Genomic DNA, 26049 nt, shown 5'->3' with positions numbered 1-26049 from the left:
ATTGCTATCGCAGTCCTTACCGTCAGTAGGCAAGCCATCCGGGCAGCAGTGGCCAATCCGGTGGATAGTTTGAGGGATGAGTGACGGGTAGGTTGCCACCCGGCATGGAAAAACCATCCATCACCACAATCACATACACGGCATTGATAGCATAGTTCCATGCTGCGCGCCTGCCCTTCGGCGCCTGATCGGCTATCAGCTTGCTCGAATAATAGAATGTCTGTGTGAGGGAAAAATGTACAATTGGAAGTGCCTTTTGTATATTCCGCCGCCCCGTACACTGCCCTAACTTTGTTCCATCAAAATCAAACATCGATTAAAGAAAGGAAACAAGTTATGAAACGCAAAGCACAAGCCGTTTGGAACGGCACTATCAAAGAAGGAAACGGACACCTGACATCCGCCAGTACCGTGCTGAACCGCACGCCCTATTCCTTCAACAGTCGGTTTGCCGATGGCGTCGGCACGAATCCCGAAGAGCTGCTGGCTGCGGCCCATGCCGGATGTTTTACCATGAAACTCAGCCTGGATCTCACACAGGCCGGCTATCCTCCCGAAGAACTGGTCACGTCAGCTACCGTAACGCTGGACAACGGTAAAATCACGCAATCGCTGCTGGAGCTGAAAGCCCATGTCCCAAAAATCAGCGAAGCCGCATTTCAGGAAATTGCCAGAAATGCCGAAAAAACCTGTCCGGTGAGTCAGGCATTCAGCTTTCAAATCATTCTCCAGGCACAGTTGGTTGCGTCATAGGCTATTCCGCCATTTTAACGCAAACAACGTGAAACACTCCACGTTTATTTAACATCACTGTTCATTAATTTTTTAGCCATGAGCACAATAGCAACAGCGCAAGAAAGACCTTACAAAGGCGAACAAGATCCACAGATTTTTACGGAAGTCCGATCATTCTTGAATGAACTCAATTCAGGCGACGGGAAACCTATTGAACAACTCAGCCCTGAAGATGCTCGCCAGGTATTGGCCGACGCACAGCAATCCGTAACGGTTGATTATTCGGGCATCGAAGAATCCGAACGCCCCATTTCTCAAAACGGCCATGAGGTAACGATCCATATCGCCAAACCCCATGGTGCAAAGGAAAATGCTCCTGTCTTCATTTTCATCCACGGCGGCGGCTGGGTACTGGGCGACTATCCTACGCACCGACGGCTGGTGCGCGACCTGGTGGTCCATAGTGGAGCGGTAGCCGTATTTCCTGACTATTCACCATCTCCTGAAGCCAAATATCCCATGGCCATCAATGAAATCTATGCCGTATTGCAATGGGTGGCGGACCATGGAGGCGAAATCGGCGTCGACGGAAAAAACCTCGCTGTAGTGGGCAACAGTGTGGGCGGCAATATGAGTGCCGTCATGGCGCTGATGGCTAAAAAGCAACATGGACCACAAATCAAACTTCAGGTGCTGCTCTGGCCGGTGACCGATGCCGACTTTGAAAACGAATCATACCACCGGTATGCCGAAGGCCGGTTCCTCACCAGAAACATGATGAAATGGTTTTGGGATAACTACCTCCCCGACACGGCCAAACGTACCGAAATCTATGCCTCCCCCCTGCAAGCCACGTTGGAAGAGCTGCGCGGACTACCCCCGGCACTGATACAGACGGCTGAAAACGATGTCCTGCGTGACGAGGGTGAAGCCTATGCCAGAAGGTTAAACGAAGCCGGCGTACCGGTGACATTGACGCGCTACGGCGGATTGATTCACGATTACGGCTTGCTCAACCCCATTGCCGATATACCTGCGGTACAGACGGCTATCCTGCAAGCTGCAGCCTTTATTAAGGCTACGCTGAAGCCGTAAAATGATGCCACCAATCCGTCTTCGGCAGTAACCGGTCTAATCGTCTAAAGTTGCGCTAAAAGATAGGGCAACTTTTTTATTGCTCATCACCTGTCCGCTATTGAACAGCAGGTGTCCGATATCGGACACCTTGACAGCAACAATCCCAATAAAACACTGACATACAGAAACTTATATTTTTGGCGCAAAATATGTCTACGTTTTCTTGCGAGGGACTAACACACCGGGTACCTGCACCTGCGTGGGGCGGTCAATAAGGGGTGAGAACAAAAATAAAAAAGGTAAACACATGATACAAAAGTATGATTAAGAACTATTTCAAAACCGCCTGGCGAAACTTGAGAAAGAACCGGATGTTCACTACGTTGAACGTTATCGGACTCGCTCTCGGCTTAACCGGATTTATGCTGATCGCCGGATATGTACTGGACGAGTTGAGTTATGACCGCTTCCATGCTCATGCGGATCGCATCGTGCGGGCCAATACGCACATCAAAATCGGGGAGAGCAAGCTTGAAATGGCTCGTACAAGCGACATGATGGGGCCAGTTCTTCACGACGAATATCCAGAAGTGGAAGCCTTTGCTCGGCTCTACAACTCATCGGGATCAAAACTTATGAAGAAAGGCGACCGTTGGATCAACGAGGCCCGTGTAGCACATGTCGACTCTACATTCTTCCGTTTATTTTCCTATCAAGCATTGCAAGGAGACCTCGCCCATGCACTGGATGCTCCCAATAGCGTAGTCTTAACCCGGTCGGCGGCAAAACGCTACTTCAACGCCGTCGATGTCGTCGGTAAAACCTTGGAAACCGATGATGCTGGAAGCACGGTATACCAAGTGACCGGCGTCATCGAAGACATGCCGAGAAACAGTCATTTTAACTATGATTTCCTGTTTTCAATGGAAAATGCCGAATACGGGGACTGGGGAGCTTTTCTCTCGCATAATTTTACCACGTACTTGTTGTTGAGAAGTGCGGCCGATCGCCCGGTCTTGGAGGAGCACTTGGCGCATTATGTTCAGAAATATTGCCTTCCCGCGGCAAAACAGTTCATGGAGTTATCCAGCATGGAAGAATTCAGGAAACAGGGGAATGTATTCTATTATGATGTGACACCGATTACTGATATTCATCTCCATTCGAATCTCATGGGAGAGCTCAGTCCCAACGGTAGTATGCAATATGTGTATATTTTCGGCGCGGTCTCTGCTTTTATCCTGCTGATCGCCTGCATAAACTTCATGAATTTGTCCACCGCCAGGTCGGCCAACCGGGCGAAGGATGTGGGCGTCCGCAAAATATTGGGGTCGTCAAGAGCCGGTGTAGCCGGGCAATTTTTAGCCGAATCCTTATTGCTGGCATTTGGGGCTACGCTGATTGCGGTAGGCATCGTCATACTGGTTACTCCCCTATTTAATGAATTATCGGGCAAAGCATTCAGGGCGAGCGATTTTTTGACCATCAAGACATTGCCTTTGATTATCCTGTTAGCATTATTCGTCGGGATATTGGCAGGCTACTATCCTGCGGCCTACCTCTCTCGGTTCAATCCGCTCGGGGCACTAAAATCCCGTGCGATTGTTTCATCCGGAAAAAGCCCATTAAGGAGCGGCTTGGTGGTTTTTCAGTTTGCCACATCCATTGTGCTGATTGTCGGTACATTGATCGTCACGGCACAGCTACGGTATATCCAGCATAAAAAACTGGGCTATGACCGTGAAAATATGGTCGTAATCGGTGATTTCAACGTGCTTGGAAATCAAGCCAAAGCGTTCCGTGAAGAAATCTTAAAATTACCGGGTGTCAAGGCGGCTACCATCAGCGGCTACCTACCTGTCTCCAGTTCGAGCCGAAGTGACAACTCGTTTTCGAGCGAATCCGTAATGTCGGCTACCAATTCGGTTTCGATGCAAACCTGGCGTGTAGACGATCAGTATCTGCCTACATTCGGTTTGGAGCTGGTATCCGGACGCAACTTTTCTGCGGCCCGGCCTGCTGATTCTGCTGCTGTCATCTTAAATGAAACCGCAGCTAAACATTTCGGCTACGGCAATGACGCCATCGGCAAGAAAATATACTTCACGTTCGGCGGTGATGTACAATCATACGATATCATTGGCGTGGTGAAAGATTTTAATTTCGAATCGCTACGCGACCCCGTGACGCCACTTGGCTTTTTCTTGGCTAATCACCCTGCGCAAGCGGCATTCAAAGTTGAGACCGCCAACCTTCCCACGCTGCTCAGCCGGATGGAAGACACCTGGAATAAGATGGCGCCAGGGTTTCCTTTCTCCTACCAGTTTCTGGACGACGCGTTTGACAACATGTACCGGACTGAACGCCGTGTAGGCCAGTTGAGCCTGGCTTTTGCAGGGATGGCCATCGTTATTGCCTGCCTGGGTTTATTTGGCCTCGCAGCATTTATGGCTGAACAACGCACCAAGGAAATCGGCATCCGCAAGGTACTGGGGGCTTCTGTGACAGGATTAATCCGCTTGCTTTCCTTCGATTTTCTGAAATTGGTTGGAATCGCCATCATCCTGGCTATTCCGGTGGCATGGTGGGCGATGAGCCAATGGCTGGAAGATTTTGCCTACCGCATTGAAATCAAATGGTGGATGTTTGCTGCGGCTGGGTTGGTGGCGGTGCTCATCGCCTTACTCACCGTAAGCGGACAGGCGATAAGGGCTGCACTGACCAATCCGGTGGATTCGTTGCGGGACGAGTGATGGTGAGTGGTGAGTGGTGAGTGGTGTTTTATGCCCATTGCAGCCATGGCTGGATCCGTGGCGCTCTGCTAACGTCTCCTAGGCCCTGGCTGCAACGGGCATAAAACCGTGGAGGCGGAAGAAGGGATCCGGCAGGCTCCGCTGACGTCTCCCAGGTACTCGCTGCAACGGGCATAAAACCGTGGAGGCTGAGGAAGGGATCCGACAGGCTCCGCTGACGTCTCCCAGATACTCGCTGCAACGGCATAAAACAGCGGAGATGAAAGGAAGGTATGGATGGCGAGTGACGGCAGTAGATAGCGATAAGATAAAGAAACAAGGATAAAGAGGTACGTACATTGTGTAGGTTAATCAGCAGTAACGCCAGACCACCGATCACAGAATACTCAAAGTATGATAAAGAACTATTTCAAAACCGCATTTCGCCAGCTTTGGCGCAACAAATTCTTTTCGCTATTGACCATGCTGGGGCTGTCCATCGGTATCAGTGCGGCATTGGTGATTTCCTTGATCGTTTATTATGAATTCAGCTTCGATATGTTCCTGCCGTATAAGGAACGGATTTACCGCGTGGTGATCGACGCCAACTTCAATGGCGTGGAAGGACATAGTGTAGGCGTGCCTGCACCCTTGGGAAGCGCGATATCGACCGAGCTCACCGGCGTCGAGCAAACTGTTCCTGTATTCCAGTTTCAAGGGGATGCGACTGCCTATGTACGCGTAGACGAGGACATAACTGATAAGCCCGGGGAGTTTAAAAAACAGCAACAGATTGTTTTCACCAACAACGACTACTTTCGGTTGCTCGATTACAATTGGATCGCCGGTGAACATTCAGCTGCCATCGGGCAGCCATATACCGTCGTCTTGACAGAAAGCCGCGCACGCCTTTATTTTCCAACATTGCCACCCGCTGAAGCCATCGGCAGACAGCTTACGTATAACGACCTGGCCGTGACCGTATCCGGTATTGTCCGTGATTTGGACCAACCCACGGATTTCACCGGCAAGGAATTTATTGCCGTCGCGACCATCGAGGCGTCCCCATTAAAAGATAACTTTATGATGGCAGTGTGGGACGACTGGATGGCGTATTCACAGCTGTACATCAAGCTGGAGGAAGGCCATACGGCGATAGCTATCCAAAAGCAATTAAACACGTTGTATCGGAGCCATAATACGGTATCGGGAAGAGACATCACGCTTACCCTCCAGCCCTTGCGTGATGTCCACTTCAATCCTCGCTATCCAAATATCGGCGGGCGCATCGCCGAAAAATCCACCTTATATGGGCTGATGACCGCCGCGGCCTTCTTGTTGTTATTAGGGAGCATCAATTTCATCAACCTGACCACCGCACAAGCCTCGCAACGTGCCAAAGAAATCGGTATCCGTAAAACACTAGGCAGTTCCAAAACACAGCTAATCTATCAATTTCTTGGTGAGACGGTGCTGGTAACCGTCATCTCCACCTTATTCTCGATCCTGCTGGTGCCGCTTATCCTCCGCTTGTTTGCTGCCTTCGTCCCTCCGGGGTTAAATGCTGGTTTTATGATGCAACCGGGATATCTGGCGCTTCTTGCCCTGCTCGTTTTAGTCGTGGGAGTCCTGTCAGGATGCTATCCGGCGCTGATACTTTCCCGCTATCGGCCTACGGCAACCTTAAGAAACCAGGTGTCTTCCCGAACAGGACAATCCCGGCAAGCCACCATACGCCGAATATTGACCGTATCTCAATTTGTGGTCGCTCAATTTTTTATCCTCGCCACGGTCGTTGTGACCAAACAAATCGATTATTCATTGCAGGCCGATATGGGATTCGACAAGGAAGCCGTGATCAAATTCGACACGCCGAGGGAGCAGGAGCAAAAACGGACCACATTATTGCACACCATCCAATCCATCCCGGGCGTTGAGCTGGTGAGTACCGGTTTTTTTGCGCCTGCCGATCAAGGGATGTCGTTTACCAACGTTTCCTACCACAACGGGAAAGAGGAGCTAAAGCCCACCACACAGATTCGATGGGGCGACGAAAATTACCTCGATGTTTACCGGATTGAACTGGTTGCTGGCCGTAATGTACTGCCCGGCGATTCCACCAGGGAGCTGCTCGTTAACGAGCAGTTTGTAAAAACGATCGGCTTCCAACACCCCGAAGCCGCGTTGGGTGTATCCTTGAACTGGAATGGACAGCCGGTACCTATCGTGGGTGTGATGAAAGATTTTCATCATCAATCCACCCGGGCAATGATCGGTCCGCTGCTGTTTGAAAAAAACAGCGGTTCGACTTTCCATGTCAGACTCAAACCCAACGGCGATGGCCAGTCGTGGCATGAAGCCCTGACCCAAATCCACAAGGCTTACAGGCAAGCTTACCCTGGCGAGGACTTTAACTACCAATTCGTTGATGATATGGTTGCGCAGTTTTACGAGCGGGAACAGGCCACGGCAGGTTTATTGGGCTGGGCGATGTCGCTTTCCATACTCATCAGTTGCTTGGGCTTGCTGGGGCTGGCAACGTATACAGTCAACGTACGGACGAAGGAAATCGGCATCCGCAAGGTGTTAGGTGCAACGGTAACGGGCATTGTGCGTCTTCTATCCGGAGATGTCGTAAAACTCGTATTGATTGCCATCGTCATCGCATCACCAATTGCATGGTGGGCCATGAATAATTGGCTGGAGAATTTCGCTTACCATATCGACCTCCAGTGGTGGATGTTCGCCGGAGCAGGGTTGGCTGCCATCATTTTCGCCCTGCTTACTGTAAGTGGGCAAGCCATACGGGCGGCAGTAGCAAACCCGGTTGATTCGCTGCGCGACGAGTGATGGTGAGTGGTGAGTGGTGTTTTTATGCCCATTGCAGCCATGACTGGATCCGTGGCGCTCCGCTGACGTCTCCTAGGCCCTGGCTGCAATGGGCATAAAACCGTGGAGGCGGAGGAAGGGATCCGGCAGGCTCCGCTGACGTCTCCTAGGCCCTGGCTGCAACGGGCATAAAACCGTGGAGGCGGAGGAAGGGATCCGGCAGGCTCCGCTGACGTCTCCTAGGCCCTGGCTGCAGCGGGCATAAAACCGTGGAGGCGGAGGAAGGGATCCGGCAGAATCCGCTGACGTCTCGCAGATACTCGCTGCAACGGCATAAAACAGCGGCGATGAAAGGAAGTTGTGGGGGGTGAGTGACGACAGTAGACAGCGATGAGATAAAGGAACATGGATAAAGAGGTAGGTACATTTATAAAGATTGATCGGTAATAACGACCAATAACAGAACACTGAAAAAATGATAAAGAACCATTTTAAAATCGCTTGGCGCAACATTAAGCGCAATAAGTCCTACGCATCAATCAATGTGCTTGGTCTTTCGTTGGGCATCGCCAGTGCCCTGCTTATTTTCGTGATGATAAGCTACCATTTCAGTTTCGACAACTTTCATTCGCAGCCGGATCGCATTTTCCGCCTGGTCACGGAATGGCATGACGATGGTATAAACCGCTCGGCTGGGGTGCCGCGGCCATTGGGTAAGGCCTACCGCGAGGATTTCAGCTTCTCCGAATACACCGCACGGAAGGTCGATTACCGCCGCGTGATGGTTGCCGTGCCGGAGGCAGGTGATGAAAAACGGTTCGTTGAAGAAACCGGCGTCGCCTATACCGAGCCGGAATTTTTTGCCATCTTTAACTTCCCGTTGTTGCGCGGCGACAGCAGCACAATCCTCCGGCAGCCCAACGAGATTGTTCTCACCGAGCGAATAGCAAAAAAATATTTTGACGAGGCCGATCCCATAGGCAAAACACTACGAATCAACAACCGGACCGACTATGTGGTGAAAGGTGTCCTTCGGGATTTCCCGGTCAATACGGACCTCAATCAGGAAATCTTTGCATCGTACCATGAGTTGCTCAGTGATGGTATGGACACCAATTGGCTGGGTGTCTATTCAGGTTCCAAATGCTATACCCGATTAAAAGATGGCGTAACCGCAGAACAGGTCACCAAAGCGTTGACCGGGCTTTCACACCGCATTTATGAGGGCCGGGATAAAGACATCTGGCAATTTAAGTTACAACCCTTAAGCGACATTCATTTCAATCCAGATTTCGATGGTTATGTCAATAAAAACTACCTATGGGCATTGCTTATCATCGGCTTGTTCCTCATCGTGACCGCGGCCATCAACTTTACCAATTTAGCCACTGCCCAGGCTATCAACCGCGCCAAGGAAATCGGCGTGCGCAAGGTATTGGGAAGCAACCGCAAGCAGCTTTTCTGGCAGTTTATCGCCGAAACGGCTATCATCACGCTGATTGCGCTGGCCTTTGCTTACGGTTTGGCGCTTGCCATCCTGCCCGGCGTCAATGGATTGCTTGGCACCGAAGTACAATTGCGCCTGTTCAGCAATTGGCAGTTGCCGCTGTTCCTGGCAACTATTGCTGTATTCGTGGTCTTCCTGTCGGGCTCCTATCCGGGATTTGTTTTGGCAGGCTTCAGACCTGTACAGGCCTTGCGCAGCAAAATTACCCAGCGCGAAATCGGTGGATTCTCGTTACGGCGGGTGCTGGTCATCGGGCAATTTGCTATCTCCCAGGTACTGATTATCGGCACACTCATCATCGCCAGCCAAATCCGCTACACGCGGGAAACCGATTTGGGATTTGATAAGGAGGCCATCGTAAACCTACCCATACCCGACGCCGGAAATGCGGCGAAGATGAAGACATTGCAGCATCGGCTTTCAGCTATCAACGGTGTGAAACATGTATCGCTCAATTTTCAGCCTCCGGCTTCCGGCTCCAACAACTCCACCGATATCCGCTACGACAACCGGCCAGACACCGAACGGTGGAGCATCAATATGAAATTTGCCGACGACAGGTACCTATCCACGTTCAACATCCCACTGGTAGCCGGCCGGAATTTCTTTCCGTCCGACACCATTAAGGAGTTTCTGGTCAACGAGACCTTTGTTAAAAACCTCAACCTCGCCTCGGCCGAGCAAGTTATCGGCAAACGCATCGCCGTCAATGGCGATGAAAACCAAGGTACGATCGTGGGAGTAGTGAAGGATTTCCATAATTATTCGCTCCACAGCGAGAAAGACGCGATATGCATCATGCCGTCAACGACCAACTATTTCAATTGTTCCATTAAACTCCACGGGCAGCAGCTGGCATCTTCCATGGCTGCATTTGAACGGCTGTGGAAAGAAACGTACTCTGACTATGTATATTCTTATGGGTTTCTCGACGAATCCATTGCCGAATTTTACGAACTGGACAACATCATGCTCAACCTCATCCAAGGTTTCGCCCTTGTGGCTATCTTAATCGGTTGCCTCGGATTATATGGATTAATAGCATTCATGGCGTTGCATAAAACCAAAGAAATCGGTGTCCGGAAAGTACTGGGTGCCACAGTGCCGCAGATTCTCTGGCTCTTCGGCCGTGAGTTTGCCAAGCTGTTGGTGATTGCTTTCGTTATAGCCGCGCCGATAGCTTGGTTGGGCATGGATAGGTATTTAGCGGACTTCTCCTACCGGATAACCGTCGGGCCGGGTATCTTTTTTACCGCCATCGGCATCACGTTGGCCATTGCAGCGCTGACCGTAGCATACCGATCGGTTCGGGCCGCTGTGGCCAATCCGGTAGCAAGCTTGAGGAGCGAATGATGAGTGGTGGGTAAGAGGTGCCGCTGTCCGCAACTGGACAATAGGTGTTCGATATCGAACACCCACCAAGGCTGACTTCGGCACAACCAACTTATAATCAAACCGGTATAAGTTTGGCGCAATAACTGTTTGCGGTATGGAGAATAAATAATTTGTCTTCGATAGGCAGTAAGCCTAAAGCCTATTACATAAAGCGAAAGGGAAAAATGATAAAAAATTACCTTAAAACCACCCTCCGCCACCTTTGGCGCAATCGCCTCTTCACGGTATTGAATGTGTTGGGCCTCGCCATCGGCATCAGCGCATGCTGGATTGTGTACCGCATGGTGGATTACGAATTGAGCTTTGATAAAGCGCATCCCGATGCGGAGCGTGTCTATCAAATCGTGGGGCGCTTCAAGGCGGATGGGCAAGAAAGTGGCTTCGGCGGCGTTCCGCTGCCTTTGGCTCCAACGTTAACCGAAGGGATTTCGGGCGTTGAGTTGGTGGTACCGATATACAATCAATACATCGAAACGCTTACCGTACCGGCTATGGAAGGCCTGCCGGAGAAAAAAGTGGAAGGCCCACAAGTCGTGGCCACACAATCCAGCTATTTCGATCTGGTACCGCACCGCTGGCTGGCGGGCAGCAAGCTGACCGCCCTCGATGCGCCGGATAAGGTGGTCCTCACCGAATCGCGCGCCACGGAATATTTTCCCGGCCTAAAGCCTGAAAACATCATCGGCAAAACGCTGATGTACGATACCGTAGTGCGCACGATAACGGGCGTGATAGCCGATCTGGACTACCCAAGCAGTTTTGAGGAAAAGGAGTTTATCGCGGTACCCGCCACCGAATGGACGTCTGATAATTGGATAGGGTCAAACTCCGACCACATCGTCTTCGTCAAGGTGGTTCAAGGAGGATCCATTCGTCCGATTGTGGATTTCGCCACGGAAACACGGCTGGAATTTGCAGGGGAAGCACAAAGGGAGTATGGGTTTGAGGCGTGGTTTGATGCCGTCCCGCTCACCGAGAAGCACTTTGCTGCCGAGTATGCCACAGGCTCCCGGTCGGCCAGCATGAACACGCTTTATGGGTTGATGGGGATCAGTTTCTTCCTATTGGTGCTGGCCTGCATCAATTACGTCAACCTGAGCACGGCTCAGATGCCGCAGCGCGCCCGGGAAATCGGCATCCGCAAGACGCTCGGCGGCACACCGCGCGCACTTATTGGCAATTTCCTTGTAGAAACATCCGCTATCGCCGTTGTTGCCCTGCTGTTGGCCATCCCGCTCACCAGTTTGTTCATGGCTGTCTTTCCTGAATTTATTCCGGAAGGCCTGGGGGATTTCAAGAACCACACCGGATTAGCGCTATTCCTGCTCACGCTGCTTGCCGCCATCACCCTTGCAGCCGGCCTTTACCCTGCCTGGCTCATCACGAAAGTACAAACCGTAAAAGTGCTGAAAGGGCAGGGAGGAAAGATGATCGTCGGCGCGCGACTTAACTTCAGGAAAGCACTCATTGTCTTTCAGTTTGTCATCGCACAGGCATTTATCGTCAGCGCGCTCATCATCGGGCAGCAACTCAATTACACACTGGATAAAGATCTCGGTTTCACGCACGACGCCGTGGTAAATATCCCGATGCCCTATCGCTCGGATCAGGGTGCGGATATCGACCCGTTCATTTATAAACGAACGCTTACCCAACGCCCCGAAATAGCGGGCATTGCCCTGGGCCATGAACCGCTGAATAACAACCATTTTGGGACAGACCTTCGTTATACGGCCGACACGGGTGAAGTGCGGGTGAACATGCCCCGCAAGTACATCGATGCAGATTACCTCGGTCTTTATCAAATGGAACTGCTGGCAGGCACCAACATCCAGCAGACCGATACGCTCCGGGATATCGTCATCAATGACGCCGCCCGCAAGGCATTCGGTTTCAAAACCCCGCAGGCTGCCGTCGGCCAGATCCTAACCCTGCAGAATAAACAATACCCCATCGTGGGAGTGATCGCCGATTTCCACCAAAAGGACCTCCATGTACAAATCGAACCCATCGCCTTGGTCACCTCCAACCGGAGAAGTAACCTCCAGACGTTCCATATAAAGCTTCCGGCTGACCGCTCCCAATGGAAAAAGGCTTTCGCCGTAATGGAACAGGAATGGAAAACCATCTACCCCAATGCACCTTTTGACTACCGATTCAACGATGAACGGATAAAGGGGCTGTATGAGTCCGAATACCGGATGGCTAAACTCGTCAGACTGGCCACAGGCGTCACCGTCCTTGTCAGCTGCCTTGGCCTGTTCGGCCTCGCTACGCTTACCGCCTTCCAGCGCACCAAGGAAATCGGTATCCGCAAGGTGCTGGGAGCTACCGTAACGGGTATCGTTGGCCTGCTATCGAAAGATTTTGTCAAGCTGGTGTTTATCGCTATTGCCATCGCCTCCCCAATCGCCTGGTGGGCGATGAACAAATGGCTGGAAGATTTTGCCTACCGCATCGATATCCAGTGGTGGATGTTTGCGGTGGCCGGGCTGGCAGCGGTGGCGATTGCGCTGCTCACGGTAAGCTGGCAAGCGATACGGGCGGCGGTGGCCAATCCGGTGGAGTCGCTGCGTGACGAGTGACAGCGAGTGCTTCGCTGGCTGCAGCAAGCAAAAACAAGGAAGAAGGGACAAGGATGAAGGATAAAAATTAACTATTTTTAACGATAACAGACCGCTAAAAATGATAAAGAATTACATCAAAATCGCTTGGCGCAACCTTTGGAAAAACAAAAGCGCCACCACCATCAATCTCGTAGGGCTGATCACAGGAATGAGCTGCTGCCTGCTCATGGTGCTCTACATCCAGCATGAGTTGAGCTACGACAAATTTCAGGAGAATGGCGACCGCATAGCCCGCGTCATTATGGAATACCGCATCGGCGACACCGAGCCACGCAAGGGGAATTATACCAGTACGAAGGTGTTACCGGCCTTTAAACGGCAATTTCCGGAAGTGGAAAGCGGTGTCCGGATGTCCGGCGGCAACGCGCTGGTCAAGGTCAGCGATGATTTATACAATGAAACCCGCTTTCTTTTTGCCGATTCCACCTTTTTTTCCGTGTTTTCGTCCTTCCCGCTCAAGGAAGGGACGCCCGAAGATGTCCTGAATGCACCGAACAAGGTGGTGCTTTCAGCCGCTACGGCCAAGCGCTATTTTAAAGACGCGGATCCTGTGGGAAAGACTATTCAGGTGGGCCCCAGCCAAATGGATTACCTGGTCTCGGGCGTAGCCGAAGATTGCCCTTCTAACTCGCAGATTAAGTTTGACTTTCTGGCCTCCTTTTCCAGCCTTGGCCCGGCGCAGGAGGAAACGTATTGGAATGCCAATTATACCACTTACCTGCTCCTGAATGGCCCGTCGTCCTTCGCCCCGCTGCAGCAGAAGATCAGTGCATTCATGAAACAGGAGATGGCCAGCGAGGCAAGCGTTTCCCTCAATTTCGAACTGGAGCCTTATACGCGAGTCCACCTCTACTCGCCACATGATGGTTTTGAACCCACTAGCAACATCATGTACTTGTATATCGCCGGCGGTGTCGCATTGCTTATTTTATTGATTGCCTGCTTTACCTACATCAACCTGAGCACAGCACGTTCGCTGGAACGGGCGAAGGAGGTCGGTATACGTAAAGTAGCCGGAGCTTACCGACACCAGCTGTTCGGGCAATTTATCGGAGAGTCTGCCTTACTGACAACCCTGGCATTGCTGCTGAGCATCGGCGTCGTAGGACTGGCTTTACCGGCATTCAATGCGCTTGCTGACAGAAGCCTCGCGTTTACCGCATTGTTCCAGCCTGCGATCATAGCGAGCATGGTGGCCATGGTGCTTTGCATTTCGCTCTTGGCGGGAAGCTATCCGGCATTCGTGCTTTCCGGCTTCCAATCCATCCGGGTGCTGAAGGGTGCATTCCACCGTACCGGCTCAGGTGTGTGGCTCAAGCAGTCGTTGATTGTCTTCCAGTTTGTGATTTCGGTATTCCTGATTATTGCCACCCTCATCATGCAGGGACAGCTGCAGTATATTCAACAGAAAAAACTTGGCTATGACCGCGAGCATGTCGTCATCCTGCGCGCTGACCAGAAAATACTGGAGAAAATGGAGTTGGTCAAGGCCGAGCTCAAACAGCATCCCAATGTGCTGGCCACTTCGTTTGCTTACGAAACACCGGTCAACATTCGCGGAGGTTATTCCATGTACAGCGGCAACATGACGCCTGAGCAGGCCGTCGCCGTAACGGCCAACCCAATTGACGAGGAATACATACGGGCCACCGGCCTGGAGCTGATAGCCGGGGAAGACCTTACCATGCAGGATATAAAAGACGCCGCTCCGAAGGATGATTCCAAAAGTTATTTCCATTACATCCTCAATGAATCGGCCGCCCGGCAAATGGGCTGGTCGGCAGAAGAAGCCATCGGTAAGCGGCTTTTCCTCGATCCGTCCCGACCGGGGGAAGTAAAGGGCGTGGTACGGGATTTCCATTTTGCTTCGTTGCATACACCCATTGAACCGTTGGTGTTGTTTCCCGGCGGCTGGTCCAATACGCTGATCATTAAGACCGCGGGCAACAACCTGGCAGGTACCCTTTCGTTTTTGGAAGCCAAGTGGCGCGAGCTTGCTCCACACCGGCCATTTAGCTATCAGTTTATGGACGAGGCGTACACCAATCTTTACGCAAGCGAACTGCGTATTGGCAAGGTTTTCCAAACGTTTGCCCTCATTACGATTTTATTGGCCTGCTTGGGGCTGTTTGGGCTTTCTGCCTATACCGTGCAACAGAAGCGGAAGGAGATCGGCATCCGTAAGGTACTGGGTGCATCGGTGTCGGGCATCGTGGCACTGCTGTCCAAGGACTTCGTCAAGCTGGTATTGATAGCCGTGATCATTGCTTCGCCCATCGCGTGGTGGGCCATGAACAATTGGCTGGAGGATTTTGCCTATCGGATCGACATCGCCTGGTGGATGTTTGGCATCGCAGGGATACTGGCTGTGGGCATTGCCTTGTTTACGATTAGCTGGCAGGCGGTGCAGGCTGCAACCTCGAATCCGGTGGATAGTCTGAGGGATGAATAGTGTTTTAAGCACATTGCAGCCACGACTGGATCCGTGGCGCTTCGCTAACTCTCCCGGGCCCTGGCTGCAATGGGCTTAAAACCGTAGAGGGAAAGGGAACGACGGGATCAGTGGCGCTTCCACTAACTCTCCCAGGCCCTTGCTGCAACGGGTAAAAACAGCGGGGATGGAAGGAGGAGTTTGGAACGAGTAATGTCAGTGAAGTGTTTTTCGGCAGTAAGGTACAAAGCGAAAGAAAAAAATGATAAAGAACTATTTTAAAACTGCGTGGCGAAATCTTTGGAAAAACAAGCGCTATTCCGCCACCAATATTGTCGGACTGGCAATCGGCATGGCGGCCGTACTCATCATCACGCTATGGGTGCAGAACCAGCTGCAATATGACAACTTTTATCCACATAAGAGCGACATCTATAAACTGTGGAATCGCTATGCGGAAGAGGGAAATGTAAGTGTTTATGACGTTACAGCCGGACCTGCTGCTGTTGCGTTAAAAGAAGAATATCCCGAAGTGGAATACGCCGCACGCATGTATTGGTCCACTGACCGCCTTTTCGCCTACGGCGATAAGCGCATCAAATCCAAAGGAAATGAGGTCGATCCTTCCTTTTTGCAGCTATTTGGTTTTCCGTTGGCCAGTGGCACGGTGATAAACGCGTTGGATGGCCAAAATAGCATTGTCCTGACACAGCAACTGGCTAAAAGCTTATTCGGCGATGATGACCCACTTGAAAAAGTCGTAAGGCTGGATGACGAAGAGCCTTATAAAGTTACCGCTGTGCTTCAAGATCTCCCTAGCCATACCGATTTCGATTTCACCTACCTGATACCCCTCGAGAAGACAAACATATACCGAAACAACTGGAATACAAATACATACTACACGTACATACGATTGCGTGCTGGCACGGATGCAGACGCTTTCAACGACAAGATAGCGCCGCTTGTCCGTAAGCATGCACCGGATCGGGAGTTCAGTTCCATATTCCTTTATCCGATGTCCAAGATGCATCTTTATTCCCGCTTTGAGAATGGTGTTCCGGTTGGCGGGAAAATCGAAGAAGTCCGCCTGGTCGTAGCAATAGGTTTGTTGATATTGCTTATCGCCTGCATTAACTTCGTCAATCTAAGTACAGCGAGAAGCCAGAAAAGAGCCAAAGAGGTTGGCGTACGCAAGGTCGTGGGAGCCGGAAAAATCAACCTTATCGGACAGTTTCTGACGGAATCCGTCATGATCGCCATCATAGCCGGAATACTTGCCGTTGTATTTGCTTTTATGGCAATACCACTGTTCAACCAGCTATTGGACAAACCGCTTTCTTTCGCGGGTGCCAGCCCATTCCTATGGTTAAGCCTGCTGGGTTTTGTCCTTGGCACGGGATTGTTGGCTGGGATTTATCCCGCATGCTTCCTCTCATCATTCCAGCCGATCAAAACGTTAAAGGGTATTGCAAAAAAGAACAACTACATACTGAATCTGCGTGAGTTATTGGTGGTCCTGCAGTTTGGTATCGCTGTAGTACTGATTGTGGCCACGCTGATCATACGCCTTCAAATCCGCCACGCCAGTGAGCGCAATGTTGGTTATACGACGTCCCAACTGCTCGAAATCCCGATAGAAGGGGACGCCCTTAAGAACTACGAAGCGATAAAAGTTGAACTGCTGCGTAGCGGGGCTGCCACAGGAGTGACACGCACGGGATGGTCAATCACGATGAATGCGTCGTCCTCCAGCGGTAGTTTTTCATGGGAAGGCGCCACGCCCGAACAGGAAAAAAACATGTCCTTTGAGCTTTTCCGCGCCGAAAGCGACTTCGTTAAAACCTTAGGTTTGACGCTCGTCGATGGCCGCGATCTGGACCTTGCCCGTTTACCGGCAGATAGCAGTTCCGTGATGCTAAACGAAGCTGCCATTAGGACCATGGGGCTTGAAAATCCCATTGGGAAATACCTAAAATGGGGTAACACCAGCCATACCATTGTAGGCGTATTCAATGATTTCATCAGTGGCTCTCCTTACCGCGATGTGACGCCCTTGTTGGTGTCTGCTTCTAAAAACTGGATGCTCAACATGGTTGTTCGCACAGATGAGCATCGCTCCATGCAAGAGAACCTTCAAACCATCGAAGGTATCTTGAAAAGATTCAATCCGGCGTATCCTTTCAGCTACCATTTTGTCGATCAGCGGTATGCCGAGAAATTCAAGGATCAGGAACAGATGGCGTCGTTGTCTTTTATCTTTTCATTACTGGCTATTTCGATTTCCTGTTTGGGCCTATTAGGTCTTTCATCCTACATTGCGGAAACACGCACCAAGGAAATTGGCATCCGCAAGGTGCTGGGTGCATCGGTGTCAGGCATTGTGGGTCTACTGTCAAAAGACTTTGTCAAACTCGTGCTGATAGCCGTGGTCATTGCTTCGCCCATCGCGTGGTGGGCGATGAATAATTGGCTGGAAGATTTTGTCTACCGCATAGACATCGAGTGGTGGATGTTTGGCATCGCAGGGATACTGGCTGTAGGCATTGCCTTGTTTACGATTAGCTGGCAGGCCATCCAAGCGGCTGTAGCCAATCCGGTGGATAGTCTGAGGGATGAATAGTGTTTTAAGCCCATTGCAGCCACGACTGGATCGGTGGCGCTTCGCTAACGTCTCCTAGGCCTTGGCTGCAACGGGCTTAAAAGCGTAGAGGGAAAGGAAAAGTTGAGCTTGGTGCAGAGAAAAAAGACGAAGATAAAGGATTGATGACATTGAAACAAAAGAAATGATAACGACTTATCTAAAAATCACTTGGCGCAATTTGATGAAGAAAAAAGGATTTTCTTTCATCAACATTCTCGGCCTGACCATCGGCATTACCGTGTGCCTGATGATTTTCGTTTATATCGTAAACGAATTCAGTGTAGACCGGTTCCACGCCAATAATGACCGGATTTACCGCGTAATGCGAGGGATGGCGATGGACGGACGCGAAACGAGCGTGGCTTACCTTTCGGGGCCGTATGCGCCGGCTTTGCTGAATGATTTCGGCGATGAAATCGAAGAAGCTGTGCGGGTGGCCCCAACAAAAGGCCTGGTCACCATTGATGACCGCTCGTTCCGGGAGCGGCGGATCTACGGTGTCGATTCCAATTTTTTCAACCTGTTTTCTTTCCCGCTGATACTGGGCGATGCAGCGACGGCCCTCAGTAACCCCTCCAGCGTCGTACTCACAGAAAGCACGGCCAAGAAGTATTTCGGAAGCGCGGATGAGGCAATGGGCCAGTTGATTGAGCTCGACAAGTCCCTCCCGCTGACGGTCACCGCCGTTGCCGGAGATGTGCCGTCCAATTCGCATCTCGAATTCGACCTCCTTGTTCCTTTGGCAAATTACCATGATGCGGGCGTCATGAACGTGTGGATCAACAACGGGCTGTATACATACATAAGGCTTGCACCAGGGGCCACGGAAGCCCAACTCGAAAGCCGGTTCCCTCAGTTCATGGAGAAATACATGGGAGAAAACATGCGGGAATACGGTTATCGGTTTTCGCTTTCGCTTACACCGCTGAAGGATGTTTATTTTGAACGTTCCACTTTTGACGAAGCAAAGCATGGCGACAAAACGGTGGTTTACATCTTCATTTCCGTCGCCCTCTTGATTTTGCTGATCGGTTGCATTAATTACGTAAACCTTTCCGTCGTTCGGTCAGTCGATCGGTCCAAGGAAGTTGGCCTACGGAAAGTGTTGGGGGCTATGCGCAACGGGCTCGCTTGGCAATTTATCGGGGAATCGGTATTCCTGACCCTCATTTCTTGCGTACTGTCGGTGGTTTTGCTATGGCTGTTGATGCCTGGCTATAACCTGCTGCTGGGCTATCCGCTGACCGTTCAGTGGGCATCTTGGCCTATTTGGACGTTTCTTATCGGCGTAGTGTTCGTTGTCGGCCTCCTGGCCGGTGGCTATCCTGCCTTTTTTCTTTCCTCTTTTTCGCCCATACAGGCGCTCAAAGGCAAACTGCGCGTCGGAAAGAGCGGTGTGGTATTCCGGGAGGGATTGGTTATATTCCAGTTCTCTATCTCGATTTTCCTCATCATCGGCACCCTTGTTATCGCGAAGCAACTGCACTATATCAAAAACAAAGAGCTCGGCTATCATGCTGAGCAAACCGTTATCCTGCGCATCGACAATGACGACTTTTATAGAAACCGGAACCTATTCAAAAACACCCTTGAAAGAGCAAGCTCGGTGACTTCGGTTTCCCTCATGTCTGGTGAACCCGGTGGCTATTTCGATGGGCAGATGTTTGAAGTGGAGGGCCGGGCCGAAAAATGGCACAGCCGATCCGAATTCACTGATTTCGAATTTGTGGAAACACTGGACTTGACCGTCATCGCCGGCCGGGATTTTTCTCCCGAATACGCTACGGACAGCACCGCAGCCGTGCTGATCAACCGTACGGCTGCTGCGAGTTTAGGATGGACCCCGGAACAAGCCCTCGGCAAATGGATGAGGAATACCGTACGTGACAGTGAACGCAGACAGGTAGTGGGCGTGGTGGAAGACTTCAACTTCCTGTCGCTCAAAGAAAACATCGAACCGCTGGTCATTGCTCCTATGCCCGATCATCGCGTGGCGCTGGTCAAGACGACCCGAGGGAACATCGCGCAAAACTTGGCTACGATTAAGGAGGCGTATGAACGCGCTGCGCCGGGATACCCCTTTGTATACGAATTTCTCGACCAGCAGTTCGACGAGCTGTACAGGAACGACCTGAGGCAACAACGGCTACTGACCATTTTTGCGGGCTTGGCAATTTTCATAGCCTGCCTAGGGCTGTTTGGGCTGGCTTCCTTCACTGCCGTGAAACGTTTCAAGGAAATCGGCGTGAGGAAGGTACTGGGCTCATCGGCAAGCGGCATTGTCGTGTTGCTTACCAAGGGACTGCTACGGCCGGTACTCATCGCCACGTGCATCGTTATCCCCCTCAGCTACCTGGCGATGAGCCAATGGCTGCAAGACTTTGCTTACAAAACTACGCTAGACTGGTGGGTGTTCGTATCGGCGGCCGTTGTGACATTCGGCATCGCATTGGCCACCGTGGGATTCCAGGCATTGAAAGCCGCACGGGCCAATCCTGTTGACTCGCTTCGGGATGAGTAATTGATGGAATAAAGGTATATAATTTTACCTTTTTGTAAACGAAGATCCGCCGGCAGGCCATCCGGGCGGCTGTAGCCAATCCGGTGGATAGTCTGAGGGATGAGTAAGGCATGGCGTTTTGACGGCTATCCGAAAGCATACCAGACTTCTGGATACAAACAACCGACTTTTGAATACGTTTATACCATGGGGGCAACGCAACTTTGCAACAATGGTTTTTAACGCACTCAAAAGATGAACGTCACATTGATTACAGGTGCTTCGGGTGGAATCGGCGAAGCATTGGCCAGCAGACTGGCTGCACGGAAACACAACCTGTTGCTTGTAGCCCGGAATGCCGGAAAGCTCGAACAGCAATGCAGGCAGTTTGCCCAAGCGTACGGAATATCGGCCCAATACATTGCTGCCGACCTCTCAAAAGCAGGAGCACCACAACAGGTATTTGAGGAGGCTCAGGCACGGGGCCTCGAAGTAGACATGCTGATCAACAATGCCGGCATTGGTTCGGGGGGAGCGTTTTCCGAACTTCTATTAAAGGACGAACTTGCCTTGTTGCAGTTGAACAACGCGTCGCTGGTCGCGATGACGCACCTCTTCCTACTGCCGATGCAAGCGCGCGGTAGCGGAACCATCATCAACGTGGCGTCCATGGCGGCATTTATCCCATTTCCCTACATGGCCACGTATGCCGCAAGCAAGGCCTTCGTACGTTCGTTTACCCAAGCCATCACGGAAGAGTGCAAGCCATACGGCATCCACGTGATGCTGCTATGCCCTGGACTGACCCGGACCAATTTCAATCGAGCGGCAGGCATCGAAAACAACGAGAAGAGCAAAGGATTGAACATCGAATACAGCAGCACGACGCAAACGCCGGAACAAGTGGCCGACGAGGCGATCCGGGCATTGGATCGAAAAAAGCACGTCATCGTATCCGGCAGGATGAATCGCCTTGCCGCCAACCTTTCGGCACTGCTGCCTAATGCGATCGTCGCAAGGGGCTTCGCCAGATCGTATCGCAAAAGAACGGGAAAATAATATATAACTTTGATGCGCTCAGCGCCTGTAAAAAATACTCGCCCCATGGATACCTTACACCTCCAATCAATCAACCAGCTTCACCAACTCTCCGGTATCAGCAAGTCGAAGCACCCGCTGTTCAGCATCGTCCGTTTTGAAGACTTGCGGAAGATTGAAACCAACCGCCGCACCCGGCTGATGACGGGGCTATACCAAATAACGATGAAGAAAGCATGTCCCTGCAAAATGCAATACGGTCAAACCCCGTTCGACTTTGACGAAGGTGTGATAGCCTGCTTTGCTCCCCGGCAGGTGTACATCATCGACAAGGATTTCGCGTTCGCCACGTCGGGATGGCAATTGTCCATTCATCCGGACTTTCTACGGATGCATCCCTTAGCGACCAAAATGAAGTCTTACGGTTTTTTTGATTACAACGTCAATGAGGCGTTGATCCTCTCAGAAGACGAACAGCAAACTATCGAGACGATTTTCGGGCAGATTGAAAAAGAGTACCGCTTGCCCATCGATCAGTTCAGCCGGGAAGTCGTGCTGGCGGGCATCGAACTTCTTCTCACCTATTGCAACCGCTTTTACCACCGGCAATTCATTACCAGAAGCACAAACGCCAACGAGCTGCTGAGTAAAGTCGAGCGGATATTGGATGACCATTTCAGCAATGCAACTGATGGCACATTGCCAACCGCCAGTTACCTGGCGGCCAGATTGAACCGATCCACCAAATACTTGAGCGACTGCCTGAAGCGGCTCACCGGACAGACCGCGCAGCAGCTGATCCACAACAAATTGATCGAACACGCCAAAGACATTCTCACGACCACCGAATTGTCAGTAAGCGAAATCGCCTATCAGCTGGGGTTTGAATATCCGCAATCGTTCAGCAAACTGTTCAAAAGCAAAACCGACCAGACCCCGCTCGCTTACCGCCAATCATTTAACTGATAAATTCATTACGGAAGCCGTCACCAGCTCCTCATCAGCGGGAGTTAATCCGACCGAATCTTCGTGATGCCGCTAAAGCAAAACCTTTACGCGGCAGTGCTGTTATCCTTTCCTGTACATGAAAGGACAATACGCTCAGCAGAACATACTTCGCAACGACGTGCACGACCCGCCGACGGGCAAAGGAAAGGCCAAAATGCTCGGGCCGGGAATCATCTGGATGGTTTCGTCCATCGGCACCGGACAAATCCTTTTTACACCGCGCATCGCCGCACGGTACGAATATTCATTGCTCTGGATGTCTATCCTGGTTGCTGTAGCGCTCTTCTTCATCATCCGGGAAGTCGGGCGGTTTACCGTGGTGAGCGGCAGAAGCATTACGAATGGGCTGCAAGATCTCCCCAGGGGGAACAAATGGGGAATCTGGTTGATGAACGTGCCGCAGCTGGCCTTGGTGCCTTTGGTTGTCGCCGGAGCGGCTGCGCTGCTGGGGAGCGTATTAGCCATGATATGGGAAACGGATATCATGGTTTATGCGCTTATTTTTATCATCGGCTGCGGTCTATTGGTATTAAGCGGCTCATACTCGGCGGTGGAAAAGGGAGCGATAATCCTCGCAGCCCTGCTGATAGTCATTTCAGCAGTCACCGCCATCCGCGTATTGTCATCGCCCGGCGACTTGGCAGCCGGATTGGCCCCCTCGATCCCGGACGATTTTGAAATGACCTTCGTCATGCCGTGGGTGGGATTCTTTTTAGCCGGAGCCTCGGGCATCTTATGGTATTCTTATTGGGTAGGGGACAAAGAATTCGGGGGCACGCCCAACGACCGCTCAGAGACGGTCGAGGTCAACGAAGACGTGGATGATGACCGGGAAAAATTGGCGAAAGTAACGCTATGGATGCGATCGCTTGGCCTCACCAGCGGAACCGGGATCCTGTTGGGCACCTTGGTAAACGTCGCTTTCATGATATTGGGTGCCGAATTGCTCGCCAGCGAGGATGACCTTCCCGAAGGGGCGGATGTCGTTGAAAAACTTACGCAGTCGCTCGAAGGCGTCTGGGGCCCGGCAGGCTATTGGGCCTTTTTGGTCTGCGTTGCCATAGCGCTGGGCAGCAGCATTCTTGCCAATCAGGATGGTGGTGGAAGGATGTTTTCCGATGCAGCCCGTTTGCTTTTCCAACGGCCGAACAACTACCTTTCCAACCGTAATAATGTCAGTAAATTTTTCATTGTCACCGTCGGCATGGTGATACCTTTGCTGATTTACATCATTGAACGCGACCCGGTAAAAATCCTCTCGCTTGCCGGAATCATCTCCGCGATACAGATTCCGGTCATTGTCTTTTTCACCTTTTACCTCAACAAAAAGCTGCTTCCTAAAATCTGCCAGCCCAGTGCACTGTCATCCGGTATCCTCCTATGCGCCGGACTCTTTTACAGTGCGCTTGCCATCATCCAGGTGGTTGACTTCTTTTAGCAGCCAAACCAGCCGTATGTTCGTGTATTTTTTTATTTTAGTAAATAAAATCGGAAATACATGACCAAGCGCCGATCACTCCTATCAAAAATCACCCAACTTTGGTTAGTGAACTACGTCTTTCTCTTCATTGCCACCTCCCAATTTTCTTTTTCGTTCGGCTTTTTCGAGCGATTCATCGAATGGTTCGGGATGGCCATACTGGGGCTGGAAAAAGTCGAAAAAATACACCGTACGGGCAGTGGCGATACGTTGTACGATTATGTGGTCATCATATGCTGCGTCATTTTCTCGTTGATCATCGCTATGGCTGTGTCGGCGATCAAGCGGCGCAAGGACAATTTCGATGAACTCTACCAGTTTACCATAGTGATTGCGCGGTATTTCGTTGCGTACACCATGGTGGTTTATGGCTTTGCCAAAGTATTCGAGGGGCAATTTGCTTCGCCGGGATATTTTAGGCTTGAACAGAAAGTAGGCGACATGTCGCCCATGGGGCTCGTGTGGACATTTATGGGCGTCTCCAGGTCTTACACGGTTGTTTCCGGCCTCCTGGAGTTGACAGGAGGCGTGCTCTTGTTCTGGCGGCGGACCAAAACATTGGGCGCGCTTTTCAGCATGATCGTGATGCTGAATGTAGCGTTTTTGAACTTCTTCTATGATGTGCCGGTCAAGATTTTTTCGTCGCACATCATCTTCCTGTGTTTATTCATCTTGTCTTACGACTTGAAGCCGCTTATCGACTTTTTTGTGTTTCATAGACCAACCCGTCTCCCCTATGCGCTTTACAGACCCCAGAAGCGCTGGAAATTGGTCACCACGCGGGTCATCAAGTATGCTTTTATCTGCGGCAGCATTGTACTGAGTTGTGTGCAAATGTGGTATACGCTAAAAAAAGAGCGGGTGCCCCATGAGGGGGCTTACCTCATTGACACCTTTGTGCTGGATGGTGACTCCATCCTGCAGCACCGGCCGGAAACGGACACGCTGGGCTGGAGCAAAATACTCATTTCGTCAAACCACCACTTCAACTACCTGGACAATGCCGGCAACCGGAAATACTTGGAAACGAAAACCGACACACTGACGAAAACCATCTCCCTATACAGGAACGGCAAACACGCGGGAGGGTTGGTATATAGCTTCCAACAGGATTCCGCCACGTTTACGGGACGTTTCGAAGGCCGGGACATTTACATTAAAAGTCTGCGGAAGCAAAAAAAGGATTACTCGCTTATCAATCGCGGCTTCCATTGGATAAATGACTACCCGCCAAATTGGTAAGCCGGCCGGGAATATCAACTCGGCCAGGCCCTAACGCCAGTTAGCTGATTTTTCAGCAGCAACGCATCGCGGCAAAAAAGCAAGGCTGCTGTAGCAAACGCGTGCCGCACTGCGTTTATAGGTATATCAAACAAACGCATACCAAATGACCAAGAGAACAGCTATCTTCCTGACCATCATTGTCGGCCTTTTCCTATGTGCTTCATGCGAGAAGGGCCAAATCGAACACGAAAATCGTTTCGAACGGAGCTATGAGGCATGGTTAGCCTTCAAGACCGCATCGGGCAACACATACCGCTACGAGGTATCTGGCGGCACATGGGCGGGCTCATCGTGGCTTACCTCCATTACCGTCAGGCAAGGCCGGGTGGTACAGCGGGATTTCCACTACACCGTTTTCAATGATGTGCGTATGCCGGAGGGTGGCTGGGCGACCATGCCCGTGGAGGAACTTCTGACCCAGTTGGGCCTATCCGCGGACGATTTCGTTGAACGGGAAGGCGAGCCATTCCATCAGGCGCTGCAGTGGACGGAAACCGAGTTTGAGCTGGGTACGCACGAACGGACACCGGCGAGCGGCATCCAGACGCTCGACGAGGTCTACCACATGGCGCGGACCGAGTGGCTGAAAAAACGTGCCGATGCTTCGGTATCTTTCGAAGCGAAAAACGATGGTTTGATTTCCTCAGCAGGCTTCTGGCCAAATGGCTGCATGGATGATTGCTTCACCGGTATCTCCATCCGGTCAATTACGGCGATTGATTAGGCGGCCGCCTCAGGAAAAGTCCCTTTGAGGTTTGATTG

The 26049-nt window shown here is 51.4% G+C and carries 15 protein-coding genes; 14 read left to right on the top strand and 1 reads right to left on the bottom strand.

What is annotated here, in order from left to right; translation table 11 throughout:
• Positions 1–22 precede the first annotated feature (22 nt).
• Entirely contained in the window at positions 23–313 is a 291-nt protein-coding gene (locus JHJ32_RS14660; protein WP_200121452.1) for a hypothetical protein, read from the bottom strand.
• A gap of 23 nt (positions 314–336) precedes the next feature.
• Here JHJ32_RS14660 and JHJ32_RS14655 point away from each other — a divergent pair, with 23 nt between their 5' ends.
• The 14 genes from JHJ32_RS14655 (at position 337) to JHJ32_RS14590 (ending at position 26011) form a co-directional block, all read left to right on the top strand.
• Positions 337–753: an OsmC family protein gene (locus tag JHJ32_RS14655; RefSeq protein ID WP_079717984.1), complete on the top strand. Its 417-nt coding sequence runs from the start codon at positions 337–339 to the stop codon at positions 751–753.
• 78 nt (positions 754–831) lie between these two features.
• Entirely contained in the window at positions 832–1830 is a 999-nt protein-coding gene (locus JHJ32_RS14650) for an alpha/beta hydrolase (protein ID WP_200121451.1), read from the top strand.
• 302 nt (positions 1831–2132) lie between these two features.
• Positions 2133–4565, top strand: coding sequence for an ABC transporter permease (locus JHJ32_RS14645; protein ID WP_200121450.1), 2433 nt, complete (start codon positions 2133–2135; stop codon positions 4563–4565).
• Between the two features lie 393 nt (positions 4566–4958).
• The gene (locus JHJ32_RS14640; RefSeq protein WP_200121449.1) at positions 4959–7394 is read left to right on the top strand and encodes an ABC transporter permease; all 2436 of its coding nucleotides are present in this window, start codon (positions 4959–4961) and stop codon (positions 7392–7394) included.
• A gap of 454 nt (positions 7395–7848) precedes the next feature.
• A complete protein-coding gene (locus tag JHJ32_RS14635) occupies positions 7849–10233 on the top strand; it encodes an ABC transporter permease (RefSeq protein ID WP_200121448.1) in 2385 nt (794 codons plus the stop codon).
• Positions 10234–10439: 206 nt separating this feature from the next.
• Positions 10440–12860, top strand: coding sequence for an ABC transporter permease (locus JHJ32_RS14630; RefSeq protein WP_200121447.1), 2421 nt, complete (start codon positions 10440–10442; stop codon positions 12858–12860).
• Between the two features lie 100 nt (positions 12861–12960).
• Positions 12961–15354 carry an ABC transporter permease gene (locus tag JHJ32_RS14625; protein WP_200121446.1) on the top strand — a complete coding sequence of 798 codons (2394 nt, stop codon included), beginning with the start codon at positions 12961–12963 and terminating at the stop codon, positions 15352–15354.
• 241 nt (positions 15355–15595) lie between these two features.
• On the top strand, positions 15596–17956 hold the full coding sequence (locus JHJ32_RS14620) for an ABC transporter permease (protein ID WP_200121445.1): 2361 nt from the start codon (positions 15596–15598) through the stop codon (positions 17954–17956).
• 202 nt (positions 17957–18158) lie between these two features.
• Positions 18159–20498: an ABC transporter permease gene (locus tag JHJ32_RS14615; RefSeq protein ID WP_233632671.1), complete on the top strand. Its 2340-nt coding sequence runs from the start codon at positions 18159–18161 to the stop codon at positions 20496–20498.
• Positions 20499–20732: 234 nt separating this feature from the next.
• Positions 20733–21536, top strand: coding sequence for an SDR family oxidoreductase (locus JHJ32_RS14610; protein WP_200121443.1), 804 nt, complete (start codon positions 20733–20735; stop codon positions 21534–21536).
• 45 nt (positions 21537–21581) lie between these two features.
• Complete coding sequence (locus tag JHJ32_RS14605) at positions 21582–22481, top strand: AraC family transcriptional regulator (RefSeq protein ID WP_200121442.1); 900 nt, start codon at positions 21582–21584, stop codon at positions 22479–22481.
• 118 nt (positions 22482–22599) lie between these two features.
• Positions 22600–23961, top strand: coding sequence for an Nramp family divalent metal transporter (locus tag JHJ32_RS14600; protein WP_200121441.1), 1362 nt, complete (start codon positions 22600–22602; stop codon positions 23959–23961).
• A 60-nt stretch (positions 23962–24021) separates the two neighbouring features.
• Positions 24022–25245, top strand: a complete 1224-nt coding sequence (locus tag JHJ32_RS14595) for a DoxX family protein (RefSeq protein ID WP_200121440.1) — start codon at positions 24022–24024, stop codon at positions 25243–25245.
• 145 nt (positions 25246–25390) lie between these two features.
• A complete protein-coding gene (locus tag JHJ32_RS14590) occupies positions 25391–26011 on the top strand; it encodes a hypothetical protein (protein ID WP_200121439.1) in 621 nt (206 codons plus the stop codon).
• Positions 26012–26049: the final 38 nt, after the last annotated feature.

This window comes from Parapedobacter sp. ISTM3 (genome assembly GCF_016533505.1).
GTDB classification, from domain to species: domain Bacteria; phylum Bacteroidota; class Bacteroidia; order Sphingobacteriales; family Sphingobacteriaceae; genus Parapedobacter; species Parapedobacter luteus.
The sequence above is the reverse complement of the archived record's forward strand: the minus strand, read 5'-3'. Positions and strand labels throughout refer to the sequence as shown.